Source organism: Mucilaginibacter pedocola (assembly GCF_002013915.1).
GTDB classification, from domain to species: Bacteria; Bacteroidota; Bacteroidia; order Sphingobacteriales; family Sphingobacteriaceae; genus Mucilaginibacter; species Mucilaginibacter pedocola.
Map to the genome: position 1 here is coordinate 564797 of NZ_MBTF01000023.1, position 13575 is coordinate 578371.

The following is a 13575-nucleotide window of genomic DNA, read 5'->3' on the forward strand; positions in this document are numbered from 1 at the left end:
GGCGTATGAGCGCATAGCCCGGGCTGAAAAGCATCGCCATTAATTATCCATCATTGAAATTTCAACTTTTTTAACTTTTCATCAACCTTTCTAACTAAAATAAATCCGTAATTTTGTACCAAATGGGTGAATATCAATTACAGGTAACAATAGATCAGGACTCGGGCTTTTGCTTTGGGGTGGTGTATGCTATTGATATGGCCGAAGAAATATTGGCCGAAGACGGTTATTTATATTGCCTTGGCGATATTGTACATAACGATGAAGAGGTTGACCGCCTGAAGGCCCTGGGTCTGCGTATTATTGACCATGCCGACCTGATAGGCCTGCACGATGAAAAGGTACTCATCCGCGCCCATGGCGAAGCCCCCGAAACTTACCGTATAGCGCTGGAGAACAACATTACACTTATAGACGCCAGTTGCCCGGTGGTGCTTAAACTGCAAAACCGCATAAAAACATCGTACGATAACGACGAGAAGATACTCATTTTTGGTAAGCACGGCCATGCCGAAGTAGTGGGCCTTGAGGGGCAAACCAACGGAAGTGCGCTGGTTTTTCAGGATATCAGCGAACTGGATAATGCCGAGCTGCCTGCCAACTTTACCTTATACAGCCAAACCACTAAAAGCGTAGCTAAATTTTACCAGGTAAAAGAAGAACTGATCAACCGTGGTTACGAGGTAAAAGCCAACGATACCATTTGCCGCCAGGTAAGCAACCGCGATAAGGATCTGCCTGCCTTTGTGGCCAGGTTTGACAAGATCGTATTTGTATCGGGCAAAAAATCGAGCAATGGCAAGGTGCTTTACGAGGTTTGCCGCAAGCATAACCCCAACACCTACTTTGTATCGAGCGTGAGCGAGCTGGACAAAAACATGTTCGCCGCGGGCGATAAGGTGGGTATTGCCGGTGCAACATCGAGCCCCATGTGGCTGATGCAGCAGGTAAAGGCCGAACTGGAAACGTATTAATTCTTTCCTATGAAAAAGGCGCTGATCATCGTCACCCTTTTCTTATGCGCGTGCGAGGCTCCTAAAACCGCCGCCGATGAGCTTTACAGAATTGTTGATACCCTAACCGATAAGGAAGGTTACGTAAACACAAAAGGCGATACTGTTATTGCGATGGGCAAGTACCTTATGTGTTTTACCGATACTTTTAAGGCCTATGCTATAGCTTCTAAACCAAAGGAAGGTTTTGTTGCGATCGACAGAAAGGAAAACGTGTTATTCAAAGTCTTTCCTTTTGATAATGGCCCCGACGATCCTTCGGAAGGTTATTTCCGCATTAAAGGCGACGATAATAAAATTGGTTTTGCCGACTCTACCGGCAATGTGGTAATTAGTCCGCAATATGGTTGCGCGTTCTCTTTTGAAAATGGTAGGGCCAAAGTGAGCGATGCTTGCACTACAATTGTCGATGGCGAACACAGCATTTGGAAAAGCGATAATTGGTACTACATAAACAAAGCCGGCAAGCGCGTTAAATAAGGGAACGGATATTGTACCTTTCAGCATAAAATCATCTTTTGCAAAAAATACCAACGTATACAGGTTTATTTGTTGCCCTGCTTGTTATAGGGTTGTGGGTAACCTCTATAGTGCTGCTGATGCAATGGCAGGTAAACTTTGCTAACCCATTGCTTTACCTGTTTATTTTGGTGCAGATGCACTTGTACACCGGGCTGTTTATTACTGCGCACGATGCTATGCATGGCACCATAGCCCCCAATAAAAACATCAACAATTTAATAGGGCATATATGCACCATGCTGTATGCAGTTTTTTGGTATCCCAAGCTTTATACCAAACACCACCAGCACCACGATCATGTACATACAGCCACCGACCCTGACTACCACGAGGGAGGCTTTTTTGCCTGGTATATGCAGTTCATCCGCAATTACCTTTCGGTTTGGCAAATTGTGGCAATGGCTATTTTATTCAATGTACTTAAGCTATGGGTACCGCAGGCTAACCTGATATTGTTTTGGGTAGTGCCCTCGTTACTGAGTACGCTGCAACTGTTCTACTTCGGTACTTATTTACCACATAAAGGCGAACACGATAACAAACACCAAAGCCGCAGCCTGCCGCGCAACCACGTTTTCGCTTTTTTTAGCTGCTACTTTTTTGGCTATCACTACGAACACCATGACGCGCCGTGGGTGCCCTGGTGGAAATTGTGGCGAAGCCCGAGCCCCCCAACCCCCTGAAGGGGGAGCAGAAGTTTTAATTTCGAATAACGATTTCGAATATCCAATGATGAAGTAGTTAGAACGATATTCGACATTGGGCGTTCGATGTTCAATATTTAAAGCCCCCTTCTCCTGTTCAAGCGCGGAAGCTTGACTGGGTGGAGGGGATAGGTATTGTTGCTAATAGAATTAGTAGCAATGCCTGTTAATAGAATGTTTTATGTTAACTTTGTATTTTTATATCTATTTGATATATAGTTATTTGTAATAAATTAAATTTGAAATGTGTTAAGTTATGTTAACCTTGGTCGGCTCAGGGTGCCAAGCTCAGGTCCCCGGCCTCCTGAAGGGGTGCAGAAGGTTTATTCATAGAAGTATGACTACTTAACTAATCAAAAGTTCCCCCTTCAGGGGGCGGAGGGGGAAAATGATCCTCATCATCTTTTTGTAATTTGTCCCCTGCCAAATGTGTTAAGGGGTTAATTTATCGTACTTTTGCGCTCTCAAATTATGGCTAAAAAAGGCGTTTTACTCGTAAACTTAGGCACACCGGATAGTCCGTCGACTGCAGACGTACGCAAATACCTCGACGAATTTTTAATGGACCCACGGGTTATTGACGTTAACCCCGTACTGCGTACCTTTTTGGTGAAAACCATTATCGTACCTTTCCGTGCGCCGAAGTCAGCCAAATTGTATCGTGCCATTTGGGACGAGAAAACAGGCTCGCCGCTTAAGCACTACAGTATTTTGCAGCAGCAATTGTTACAGCAGCGCCTGGGTGATGGCTATATAGTAGAACTGGCCATGCGCTACCAAAACCCTTCTATCGAATCGGCTTTGCAGAAACTGAAAGAAGCTTTGGTGAGTGATATACAGGTGATCGCCCTGTTTCCGCAATATGCTTCGGCAAGTACCGGATCGGTACACGAGAAGGTGATGCGTATTGTAAAAGAATGGCAAACCGTACCTAATATCACATTCAGCAATTCGTTCCATGATAACGAACTGATGATAGAAACCTTTGCCGACAATGCTGCCAAACACCGGCCCGAAACTTACGACCACGTGCTGTTCAGTTTCCACGGCCTGCCGCAACGCCAGCTAAAAAAATGCGACCATACCGGCAGCTACTGCCTGCAAACAAGCGGCTGCTGCGACACGCTGAACGATACCAATAAATTTTGCTATTCGGCACAATCATACGATACGGCACGCCTTATTGCCGAAAAAATGAACCTGCCGAAGAATAAATACACCGTGTGTTTCCAAAGCCGCCTCGGCAGCGACCCTTGGGTACAACCTTACACCAGCGAGGTAATTAAGCAGATGGCCGAGCAAGGGCACAAACGCCTGCTGGTATTTTGCCCCGCCTTTGTGGCCGACTGCCTGGAAACTGTTTACGAAGTAACCACCGAGTATGGCGACGAATTTAAAGCCCTCGGCGGCGAGCACGTTCAACTGGTAGAAAGCCTTAACGCCGAACCGAAGTGGATAGATGCGCTGGAGAAAATGGTTAGCCCAGCCCCCTAACCCCCTGAAGGGGGAACCGAATTTAGTTCTCGGAACAAGTAGGAAAACAACATAAACGAACAACGCCCTCCGATCTACCGGAGGGCGTTGTTCGTTATGCACTTCGAAAGCTCCTCCGCTAACCAGCGGAGGCGGCGGGGGCTTCACTCACTATCTTCGCCGATAACAAACACAACGGAATCCCTCCGCCCGGATGCACGCTACCACCGCAGAAATACAGCCCTTTTACTTTTGATGAACTATTGGCGTGCCTTAAAAAAGCGGCAAAGCGGTCGTTAGATGCTGTGCCGTAAATAGAGCCTTTGTACGATGATGTTTTAGCCTCGATACTTCGCGGGTCTAAAATGCTTTCGCATTCTATTAGCGCGGCAATATCTTCTCTCAATATTTCCGATAGTTTTTTCAGGATATTGGCGCGAGCATCAGCTATCAGCTTATCCCAATCCTGCCCGGTATTGGCGGGTACGTTGATCATCACGAACCAGTTCTCGTGCCCTGGGGGGGCATCGTCGGATTTTAGTTTCGAACTGATATTGATGTATACCGTTGGGTCGCGGTAAATGTCTTGTTCTTGCCAAATGTGTTCAAACTCTGCCCGGTAATCGGCACTGAAGAATATGTTGTGCAGGCCGAGTGCTGGAAAACTCTTTTTTATACCCCAGTAAAATATCAATGCTGAGCTACTCCGTTCGCGCAATAATGTTTTTTCAGGATGCAGTTCGGGATGTTTGTTGAGCATGGTTTTGTACGTATGCCATACATCCATGTTAGATACCACTAAGTCGCCTGTAATATGCTCGCCGTTTGCTCTGACACCCTTGGCAATGCCGTTTATAACTACAACTTCATTTACACGCGTGTTGTACCTGAACTTCACGCCCAATTCCTCCGCCAGTTTTACCAATGCCTGCGTAATGGCATGCATGCCACCCTCGGGGAAGTAAGCGCCAAAATGATGTTCGAGGTGGGGAATAACGTTCAGCGTAGCCGGTGCCTGGTATGGGTTTGACCCATTATAGGTAGCATACCTGTCGAAGAATTGCACCACACGCTCATCTTTAAAAAATGTACTGTTGGCCTTATGCATACTGCGCATAGCATCTATCTTCGGCAGCTTAAATACCGAGCGCAGGGTGTCCCATCGCAAATAAGTCTGCAAGCGATGCAGCGAGCGTTCTAAAAAAACGTGGTTAGTAATGGTATAAATATCGCGGCTGTTGGCCAGGTATTTCAGGATGTTGGCTACGGGTTCGCCGGTACTGCGGTTCAGCTCTGCCGCAAATTGTTGGGTATCGGCGTAGGCTTTAATACGGGTGCCATCCTCATAAAAGTAATTGCAAACTACATCCAGTTTTTGGTAGCGGAAGTAGTCCGCCGGGGTTTTGCCTGCCAGTTCAAAAAGCTCGTCCACATATTGCGGCATGGTAAAGAGGCTTGGGCCGGCATCAAAGCGGTAACCGTTCTGTTCAATTTCGGATAGTTTGCCGCCGGGGTAGCTGTTCGCCTCAAATACCTCAACGGCATAGCCTTTTATAGCTAAACGGATGGCTGTTGCTATACCAGCTACACCGGCACCTATGATGATAGCTTTTTTGGCAGGCATTAAAACGACTTTCCGTTGGCCACGTGCATGGCGGCGTAATTAATAAAGTTACCGGTGAGCCCGTTATCCTCGGTGCCTTTGCGGCGGATGAAATAGAAATCGCGGGTTATCTTTAAGCCTTCGATAGGCACTTCCACCAGGTCGCCCTCTGCCAGTTGGCGGATGATGGAAGGGCGGGGCATAAAGCCAAGACAGGTATCGGCCAGCAAAAAATTCTTCAAAGCTTCGGTACCACCCAGGCGTATTTTCACCAGCAGGTCGGCAGGTTTTATATTGAGCGAACCTATCGACTTTAGCAGCGCGTTCAGCGTACCCGAGCCGCGTTCGCGCAGGGCCAAAGGTGTTTTTACAAATTGTTTCAGGCTAAGCGATCTGCCCGCCAGCGGGCTTTTGGCAGAGCAAACGGGAATAACCTCGTCGCTCATAAAGTGGGTGTAGGAAACGGTAGTCAGTTTGCTGTCGGCCTCAATAATACCCAGGTCCACCTCGTGGTTCAGCAGGGCATTCAGAATATATTCCGAATTGCGGTTAACCAGCTGCACACCCAAATTGGCATACTCGCGCTGAAAACCCGATAGAATGGATGGCAAAATATACAAGGCAATAGTAGTACTTGCCCCCAGGCGCAGGTGGCCAGCGGCACTGGCAGCATTGCCGAGAATGCTAAGATCGTACTCTATCTTACGTTCTATCTCGGTGGCTTCTTTTAGGTAAGTGTTCAGCTTAATACCCGCTTCTGTAAGCAAAATGGTATTACCCTTCCGCTCGAACAGAGGAACTTTATACTGGTCTTCCAAGGCCTTTACGTGTTTGCTGATGGCCGGCTGCGTAATAAACAGCACCTGCGCGGCCTTGCTGAAGCTAAGGTTAGCAGCAACTTCCATAAAAACACGGTGGGCGAACGAGATCATTTGGCTAAGTTAACCACTTTCTCAAAATACTGCCCCGTGAATTTGTAGGTGATGAAATTTTTGGTTATCCGCCCTTCGGCAGTAACTAAAGGGAGCTTTATGGTTCGTGTTCTGCTATCGTAACTTAACCGAGGCTGTTCGGATATGCCATTATTGACCGAGGCACTAAGATCGGACTCAACATGCAAGCTATTATTTAGGCCGCTTTCGGTTTTAATAAGTTTTGCATCAGTATCAAGTTTTGCTTGCGTTATCGCGAAAACTTTTACCCCCTGCACAATGTAAGCACTTGATAACATTGCGGTATTAAGCCCTAAGTAATAAGTTGTTTTGCCTGCTTTAATGTTGTGTAAACCGGAGTAGAAAGGTTCATATCCGTTCGGGTCGGTTATCAAAGCGATGGACTTTGTGCCGGCGCCGGACCTGTATTGAACAATGTTTTTGTATTTACGCATAGTGCCGCCAAGCCCGGTATCCCAGGAGTATATCCTTAGCGCCCCATCTTCACAAGTAGCTATCCTTAAACCCGAATTTGCCAAGGACTTGAATGGCTGGCTTATAGTGCCCGGGTACTTACCGGTGATAGACAATAATTGTGCGGCGAACTGATCATTCGCAAGTATAAGTGAGTCATCGGCGCCTGCATAGCTCCTTTTTTTATCCCAATAAGCGATCTTGTTGAAAGCCTTGTTTAATTTGGATTCGATGGCCGCGGCGTTTTGAGCAGATGCCTCGGTTGGTGCCATCCAAAAAACACAGGATAGTATAAGCAGGCCTCTTTTCATTTGCTAACCACTTTCTCAAAATACTGGCCGGTGAATTTGTAGGTGATAAACTTTTTGGTGACGTTGCCGTCTTTTGTTACCAACGGGATTTTGATGGTCTGGGTGATGGAGTCAAAAGTGATGGTCGGACGTTCTTCAAAAGGAATATTTACAACCGAACCGAAGTCATATTCATAAGATATTTCGTTGCGAAGCCCGGATGTTGTTTTTAAAAGTTTGATCTTGTTGTTTAAACTACCATTTTCAATAGCAAATACCTTAACTCCTGTGCCCGCATATTTCGAAGACTCGATGAAACCATAAATACCCAGATAATAGGTTTTATTAACGGCTTTTAATGTATAAATAGTTGTGTAATAAGTGCCGGCGGACGAATCACTAAGGAGCACCGATCTCGTTTTATTCCCGGTTTTGTATTGCATTACATTGGCGAAATACCGTTGAGTTCCACCGGTGAGGTCATCCCAACTATAAATTCTGAAAAGCCCATCAGCAGACGTAGCTATATCCAGGTTTTCCTTCTTTAATAACTCAAATGGTGAAGCTATAGTTGAAGGATACTTATGCGTGTAAGTTTGAAGCTTCTTACCAAATCTATCGTTAGCGGCCTCAAGCGAATCGCTTGCATCTGCGTCACCCCCACGTTGCTTCTGGTCCCAGTATTCAATTTTTTTGAATGACTTTAAAAGGTCGGCTTCAATAGCTTGAAGTGTTTGGGCGAAATTGGTTTTAACTGCTAAAATGCAGCAGGCGAGCAGTAATATCTTGAGGGCTTTCATTGGAAATATTGATGCATAAAAATAGGGATCATCTTTCGAAAATCCCTATTCATTTTATTTGCCGTAGAGACGCGATACTTCGCGTCTCTGCTTTGCACATGGAAGACGCGAAGTGTCGCGTCTCTACATTTATTACGCCTCTACTGCCTGCCCGATCAGTTGTTTCGCTACCAAGTACTCGGCAATTTGCACGGCATTGGTTGCGGCGCCTTTGCGCAGGTTGTCTGACACGATCCAGCAGTTTAAAGTGTTCGGCTGGGTTTCGTCGCGGCGGATGCGGCCAACAAAAACATCGTCTTTGTCGTGTGCATCAAGCGGCATAGGGTATTTCAGGTTAGCAATATCATCGGTAACAATTACGCCCGGTGCTTTGCTCAGCAATTCTTTTACTTCGGCCAGGTCAAAATCGTTCTCGAACTCGATATTAACCGACTCCGAGTGGCCGCCCATTACCGGGATACGCACGGTAGTGGCAGTTACTTTAATGTTTTCATCGCCCATTATCTTAACGGTTTCTTTCACCATTTTCATTTCTTCTTTGGTGTAACCGTTCTCGGTAAATACATCTATTTGAGGTATTACGTTCAGGTCGATAGTATATGGGTAAGCCTTAACACCGTCGATACCTTTACGCTCGTTAAATAACTGGTCAACCGCTTTTACGCCGGTGCCGGTTACCGATTGGTAGGTAGAAACTACCACGCGTTTAATTTTATAAGCATCGTGCAGGGGCTTTAAGGCCACTACCATTTGTATGGTTGAGCAATTTGGGTTTGCTATGATCTTGTCATCAGCTGTCAACACATCGGCGTTCACTTCGGGCACTACCAGTTTCTTGGTAGGGTCCATACGCCAGGCCGATGAGTTATCAATTACCGTAACACCGGCTTCGGCAAACAAAGGGGCCTGCTCTAAAGAAGCACTGCCACCGGCGCTGAACAAAGCCACATCAGGCTTCTGCTTTATCGCATCCTCAACAGAAACCACCTTATACTGCTTACCCTTAAAAGTAATTTCTTTACCAATACTTTTTGCGGAAGCTACGGGGAATAATTCTGTAACGGGGAAGTTGCGTTCTGCCAGAACCTGCAACATTTTGGTGCCTACCAAACCGGTAGCACCTACTACTGCGACTTTCATTTTGTTGTTAAATAATTGAATAATAAAATTTGAACTCCAAATATGCGAAATTTTTGCCTTTGCGCCAATTAAGTCTACCAGTTTAGTATATAAAAAGGCTATTTGGATATCTTCATAACAAAACCGTAACGTTTCATGGGCGTTTTACCATCGGGGATTTGGTTGTATGCCCTGAAAAACACCATAGTGTTGTGCTTATTAATGTTTACCAAAACATTTCCTATGTTTTTTTGAATACTGTCGTTTTCTGCTTTTAACTTGACGGTATCGGTCAGCGGGATACTTGTGTAATAATTTATCATCGGGAAGATCCCTTCCGGTATTACCACTGGCTCTATACCAACAATTTTAGGAGCTGTGCTTATGGTTGATATTTCGAGAGGCAGTTTTGATCCCGCTTCTTTATATATCTTATCGCCAAACTCTTTCATTTCAGGGAGTTTAAAATACTCGAATATATTACTTGCGGGCGCCACCAATTGCCGGGCCAAATACATCATGATCACGGCATCTGCAATATCACCATCGGCAAAATATTTTTCCGCTTTGCGGTACAGGCCTACAGCCGTATTTCCTTTTAGTTTATACTGGCCCGCATACAAATTGTCTAATTTCCAATTATTGCCATATTTACTATAACCGCAGGTAACCAATATCTCTATATCATTGTAGTTGTATAAAAGCAGCGACCAATAAGTTTCTTTAGCAAAAACGGTGTAATTCAACTTATAGTCGTTATCTCCAGATACGCCTTTGAATATGCTCGAAACACCGCCAGTTGCGCTATTTGTACACAAATATTCATCAAGCAGGCTATAGTTGGTGGTAGTGATAATGGGTTGCAAAAAATCCACTATAGCCCCGGTTTTCCCGGCTGCGCGCTGTTTTAAACCATCAGAATATATCGACATGAGTTTAACAGAATCCCCCGATTTAAAGCAGGCCATCACCTGGTCGTTAAGTAACTTTATTTCCCTGCGCGATCTTTGATCGATATGGTCATTCCAGTTTGCGCTTTGAACGGATACCTGGGCAATGCAACAAAAGTTGATGAATATTAGGCTGATAAGGGTTAGGATATATTTCATGTAATAAATATATATCCTTTAAGCAATTTAGCATACTTTCTAAAACCTTTATTTGCAAAATTTAACTCATTTCGCCCAATTTCCTACCTTTGCGCCCAAAGCTACATCTGCATGAGTGAAAAGATTTTTGTGATAGGCGCCAATGGCCAAATTGGTACCGAATTGGTTACTGCATTGCGAGCCATACACGGTGCCGAGAACGTCATCGCCTCCGATATTAACAGCCCCAATTATGCACTGCGCAACAGCGGCCCTTTCGAGTTCGCTAATGTGCTGGATAAGGATAACCTGCATCACCTTTTCGATAAGCACCGCCCTACACAGGTATACTTGTTGGCGGCCATCCTATCGGCAGTAGGCGAGCAAAAACCCAAAATGGCCTGGGACCTTAACATGACCGGCCTTTTGCATATATTGGATTTTGCTGTAGAGTTTAAAACAGCCAAAGTTTTTTGGCCAAGTTCGATAGCCGTTTTCGGCCCGCACTCGCCGCAATACGATACGCCACAATATTGCGTGATGGACCCTAACACCGTTTATGGTTTTAGCAAGTTGGCGGGCGAGCGCTGGTGCGAGTATTATTTTGCTAAATACGGGCTTGATGCACGCAGCCTGCGCTACCCCGGCCTGATAGGCTGGCGGGCGAACCCCGGTGGTGGCACAACTGATTATGCGGTGCACATCTTCCACGAGGCATTAAAACATGGCAGCTACCAAAGTTTTTTACAGGAAGGTACCGCTTTGCCCATGATGTATATGGACGACGCCATACGCGCTACCATATCATTAATGGATGCCCCGGCCGAACAAATAAAGATACGCAGCAGTTATAACCTGGCGGGTATTAGTTTTAAACCCGAAGAATTGGCCGCAGAAATTAAAAAGCATTTACCTAATTTCGAAATTAGTTATGCCGATACGGATCCGCGTCAGGCAATTGCCGACAGCTGGCCAAAATCGATAGACGATAGCGCCGCTCAACAAGACTGGGGCTGGCAAATAGAGTACGACCTGCCAAAAATGACGGCAGACATGCTCGAAAATTTGAAGAAGATAATTTAGGGTGGTCCATAGACGATAGTCCATGGCGAGGACCAATGATTATAGAACTATAAATATATTAACTATCGACCATCGACCATGGTCTATGGACTTAAAACACAATGGGAAGAGCATTTGAATTCCGTAAGGAAAGGAAATTTAAGCGCTGGGCCAAAATGGCGGTTCAGTTCACACGTTTAGGTAAGGAAATTGTAATGGCGGTTAAAGCCGGTGGCGGCGACCCCAACTCCAATTCGCGCCTGCGTACGGCAATCCAAAACTCTAAGGCAGTTAACATGCCAAAGGATAGGGTAGAAGCTGCTATTAAGCGCGCCGTTAGCCGTGATGAAAAAGATTACGAAGAACTGGTGTACGAAGGTTATGCACAGCATGGCGTGGCCATATTGGTAGAAACCGCTACTGATAATACCAACCGTACCGTAGCCAACGTGCGCAGCTACTTCACCAAATATGGCGGTACCCTGGGTAAAACCGGTTCGTTGGATTTTATATTCAGCCGTAAATCGGTTTTCACGTTCGACCCGGGCGACCGCGACCTTGAAGAACTGGAGTTTGAATTGATAGATGCCGGTTTGGAAGACCTGTTTGTGGAGGCCGACGAAGAAGGAAAAGGAATTGCTGTGATACATGCAGCCTACGAAGATTTTGGCAAAATGCAGAAAGCATTGGAAGAATTGGGTATAGAAACCAAATCGGCCAAGTTGGAGCGCATAGCACAATCAAGCACCCAGGTTACCGAAGAGCAAGCCGCAGATGTACTAAAAATTGTTGACCGCTTAGAGGAAGACGACGACGTACAGGCCGTTTACCATAACATGGCGGAGTAATTCTAAATTTCGGATTTTGAATTTTCGATTTCGGATGCAGCACCTACTGGTCATTGAAGGTTAATGAGTGTATGCTTCTGACTTTCGACTTCAAACTTTTGACTTAACAATATGCCACTAACCTCCACCCGCAAACAGGAAAAGAAAGTAAAGGTAACCTTTGCCAATGGTTTGCTATTTGTAGAGAAGGCAGATGGTAAACAGCAGGCTTTCCCGCTGGAATGGTTCCCGAAACTGATGAACGCTACCGACGAGGAGCGCGAAGACTGGGAACAAACCGACAAAGGCATCCGCTTTAATAAGCTGGACTTAAAAGTAGATCTGTAGAATCAAGAGCCGGGAATCAAGAAAAAGAGTTCAGTCTTGTCTCTCGATTCTTGGCTCTTATATCTAACAAAATATGAGTTTCGAAGAGTTTTTTCAGAAAAAAAGGATCGATCTTACCAAACTGCAAACTGGTGAGCCGGCCCTGTTTTTTGAATTTAAGAACCACTTCGAACAAATGGGCGAAAAGAGTTTCGACCATACCAAAAAGTACTGGTTCAATAAACTAAGGTTGCTTTACCACCTGGCACCCGAGCAAAAGCCCGAGAAAGTTCACATAGAGAACCGCCTGGCCGAGCAAACCATAGTAGAAACACTAACGACGGAGGTTAAAGCTGAAAGCGCCGAAACTACCGATGCAGTTGCAAAACCCGCAGGTTTTAAACCAAGGTTTAGCCCTAAAATGGCCGCACCGAAACTTGAAGCAGAGGAGCCTAAAGCTGAAAGTGCAGAGCCAAAAGCCGAAGGGCCGGAAACTGCTGAACTATCGGTACCGAAGCCTTCCGGATTTAAGCCACGTTTTAATGCCAAAGCAATAGCACCTAAACCGGAAACAGAGCAAGCAGAAAGCATAGAGCCGAAGTCTGAAAGCCCGGAAGTTGCTGAGCCGTCCGCTTCAAAACCTGCGGGTTTCAAACCTCGTTTTAATGCCAAAACGATGGCACCAAAGCCTGCGGAGGAGCAAGCTGAAAGCGTAGGACCGAAAGCCGAAAGTCCGGAGTCAAAAGTTGAAAGCCCTGAAGTTGTAGAGCCATCTGCGCCAAAACCTGCTGGTTTCAAACCGCGTTTTAATGCCAAAACAATGGCACCGAAATCTGTGGATGGGAAAGCTGCGGAGTCAGAAACCAAAACTGTACCAACCAAACCGGCGACTGAAACCATCGATACACCCGCAGAAGAAGCACAGCAGAAACCTGTTGGTTTTAAGCCGAGGTTCAACATGAAGATGGTTGCGCCAAAACCTGCTACAGAAGAAGAGCAAACCAAAGCAGACACTGCAGAACCAGTAGCGGAAGCTGCACCTGTTTCTAAATCTCCTGCTGAGCCGGAAACACCTGCTGCCGAAGCACCGCAGAAACCAGCCGGCTTCAAGCCCCGCTTCAACATGAAAATGGTTGCGCCCAAGCCTGCTGCTGAAGAAGAGCAACCTAAAGCAGATGCTGCAGAATCTGTAATCGAAGTCGCATCGGCCCCTGAAGTGCCTGCTGAGCCGGAAACACCTGCTGCCGAAGCGCCCCAAAAACCTGTTGGCTTTAAGCCACGCTTCAATGCGGCTAAAATGAAACCCAAACCGCCGCAGGAGTAAATTTTATTTAACCATCC

General features: G+C 45.9%; 14 protein-coding genes. 8 read left to right on the forward strand and 6 right to left on the reverse strand.

Annotated elements, in window-relative coordinates; all coding sequences use genetic code 11:
- Window positions 1–122 precede the first annotated feature (122 nt).
- The 4 genes from BC343_RS20055 to hemH all read left to right on the forward strand — a co-directional run bounded on the left by BC343_RS20055 (window position 123) and on the right by hemH (window position 3733).
- Window positions 123–974: a 4-hydroxy-3-methylbut-2-enyl diphosphate reductase gene (locus tag BC343_RS20055; RefSeq protein ID WP_078349573.1), complete on the forward strand. Its 852-nt coding sequence runs from the start codon at window positions 123–125 to the stop codon at window positions 972–974.
- A 9-nt stretch (window positions 975–983) separates the two neighbouring features.
- Entirely contained in the window at window positions 984–1493 is a 510-nt protein-coding gene (locus BC343_RS20060) for a WG repeat-containing protein (RefSeq protein ID WP_078349574.1), read from the forward strand.
- 38 nt (window positions 1494–1531) lie between these two features.
- Window positions 1532–2218, forward strand: a complete 687-nt coding sequence (locus BC343_RS20065; protein ID WP_238381814.1) for a fatty acid desaturase — start codon at window positions 1532–1534, stop codon at window positions 2216–2218.
- Between the two features lie 492 nt (window positions 2219–2710).
- A complete protein-coding gene (gene hemH / locus BC343_RS20070; RefSeq protein WP_078349575.1) occupies window positions 2711–3733 on the forward strand; it encodes a ferrochelatase in 1023 nt (340 codons plus the stop codon).
- Between the two features lie 118 nt (window positions 3734–3851).
- On the opposite strand, the gene crtD is transcribed toward hemH, so the two are convergent.
- The 6 genes from crtD to BC343_RS20100 all read right to left on the reverse strand — a co-directional run bounded on the left by crtD (window position 3852) and on the right by BC343_RS20100 (window position 10039).
- The gene (gene crtD, locus BC343_RS20075; RefSeq protein ID WP_078349576.1) at window positions 3852–5336 is read right to left on the reverse strand and encodes a 1-hydroxycarotenoid 3,4-desaturase CrtD; all 1485 of its coding nucleotides are present in this window, start codon (window positions 5334–5336) and stop codon (window positions 3852–3854) included.
- Complete coding sequence (locus tag BC343_RS20080; RefSeq protein ID WP_078349577.1) at window positions 5336–6247, reverse strand: LysR substrate-binding domain-containing protein; 912 nt, start codon at window positions 6245–6247, stop codon at window positions 5336–5338. The genes crtD and BC343_RS20080 overlap by 1 nt, the downstream gene beginning before the upstream one ends.
- A complete protein-coding gene (locus BC343_RS20085; RefSeq protein ID WP_078349578.1) occupies window positions 6244–7032 on the reverse strand; it encodes a hypothetical protein in 789 nt (262 codons plus the stop codon). The genes BC343_RS20080 and BC343_RS20085 overlap by 4 nt, the downstream gene beginning before the upstream one ends.
- Entirely contained in the window at window positions 7029–7811 is a 783-nt protein-coding gene (locus tag BC343_RS20090; protein ID WP_078349579.1) for a hypothetical protein, read from the reverse strand. The genes BC343_RS20085 and BC343_RS20090 overlap by 4 nt, the downstream gene beginning before the upstream one ends.
- Before the next feature lie 132 nt (window positions 7812–7943).
- On the reverse strand, window positions 7944–8951 hold the full coding sequence (locus tag BC343_RS20095; protein WP_078349580.1) for an aspartate-semialdehyde dehydrogenase: 1008 nt from the start codon (window positions 8949–8951) through the stop codon (window positions 7944–7946).
- 98 nt (window positions 8952–9049) lie between these two features.
- Window positions 9050–10039, reverse strand: a complete 990-nt coding sequence (locus tag BC343_RS20100; protein WP_078349581.1) for a hypothetical protein — start codon at window positions 10037–10039, stop codon at window positions 9050–9052.
- Window positions 10040–10150: 111 nt separating this feature from the next.
- Between BC343_RS20100 and BC343_RS20105 the strand changes: the two genes are divergently transcribed.
- From BC343_RS20105 to BC343_RS31815, 4 genes are all read left to right on the forward strand, one after another.
- The gene (locus BC343_RS20105) at window positions 10151–11101 is read left to right on the forward strand and encodes an NAD-dependent epimerase/dehydratase family protein (protein WP_078349582.1); all 951 of its coding nucleotides are present in this window, start codon (window positions 10151–10153) and stop codon (window positions 11099–11101) included.
- 101 nt (window positions 11102–11202) lie between these two features.
- The gene (locus BC343_RS20110) at window positions 11203–11928 is read left to right on the forward strand and encodes a YebC/PmpR family DNA-binding transcriptional regulator (protein ID WP_078349583.1); all 726 of its coding nucleotides are present in this window, start codon (window positions 11203–11205) and stop codon (window positions 11926–11928) included.
- A 111-nt stretch (window positions 11929–12039) separates the two neighbouring features.
- Window positions 12040–12255, forward strand: coding sequence for a DUF2442 domain-containing protein (locus tag BC343_RS20115; RefSeq protein ID WP_078349584.1), 216 nt, complete (start codon window positions 12040–12042; stop codon window positions 12253–12255).
- 73 nt (window positions 12256–12328) lie between these two features.
- Window positions 12329–13558 (forward strand): hypothetical protein, encoded by a 1230-nt coding sequence (locus BC343_RS31815; protein ID WP_078349585.1) that lies wholly within the window; start codon window positions 12329–12331, stop codon window positions 13556–13558.
- Window positions 13559–13575: the final 17 nt, after the last annotated feature.

Excerpts from the sequence above, each read along its gene's own strand:
- BC343_RS20100 (WP_078349581.1), bottom strand. The coding sequence starts at position 10,039 with ATGAAATATATCCTAACCCTTATCAGCCTAATATTCATCAACTTTTGT.
- BC343_RS20055 (WP_078349573.1), top strand. The coding sequence starts at position 123 with ATGGGTGAATATCAATTACAGGTAACAATAGATCAGGACTCGGGCTTT.
- BC343_RS20090 (WP_078349579.1), bottom strand. The coding sequence starts at position 7,811 with ATGAAAGCCCTCAAGATATTACTGCTCGCCTGCTGCATTTTAGCAGTT.
- BC343_RS20095 (WP_078349580.1), bottom strand. The coding sequence starts at position 8,951 with ATGAAAGTCGCAGTAGTAGGTGCTACCGGTTTGGTAGGCACCAAAATG.
- BC343_RS20060 (WP_078349574.1), top strand. The coding sequence starts at position 984 with ATGAAAAAGGCGCTGATCATCGTCACCCTTTTCTTATGCGCGTGCGAG.
- BC343_RS20085 (WP_078349578.1), bottom strand. The coding sequence starts at position 7,032 with ATGAAAAGAGGCCTGCTTATACTATCCTGTGTTTTTTGGATGGCACCA.
- BC343_RS20115 (WP_078349584.1), top strand. The coding sequence starts at position 12,040 with ATGCCACTAACCTCCACCCGCAAACAGGAAAAGAAAGTAAAGGTAACC.
- BC343_RS20105 (WP_078349582.1), top strand. The coding sequence starts at position 10,151 with ATGAGTGAAAAGATTTTTGTGATAGGCGCCAATGGCCAAATTGGTACC.
- BC343_RS20110 (WP_078349583.1), top strand. The coding sequence starts at position 11,203 with ATGGGAAGAGCATTTGAATTCCGTAAGGAAAGGAAATTTAAGCGCTGG.
- crtD (WP_078349576.1), bottom strand. The coding sequence starts at position 5,336 with ATGCCTGCCAAAAAAGCTATCATCATAGGTGCCGGTGTAGCTGGTATA.
- BC343_RS31815 (WP_078349585.1), top strand. The coding sequence starts at position 12,329 with ATGAGTTTCGAAGAGTTTTTTCAGAAAAAAAGGATCGATCTTACCAAA.
- BC343_RS20080 (WP_078349577.1), bottom strand. The coding sequence starts at position 6,247 with ATGATCTCGTTCGCCCACCGTGTTTTTATGGAAGTTGCTGCTAACCTT.
- hemH (WP_078349575.1), top strand. The coding sequence starts at position 2,711 with ATGGCTAAAAAAGGCGTTTTACTCGTAAACTTAGGCACACCGGATAGT.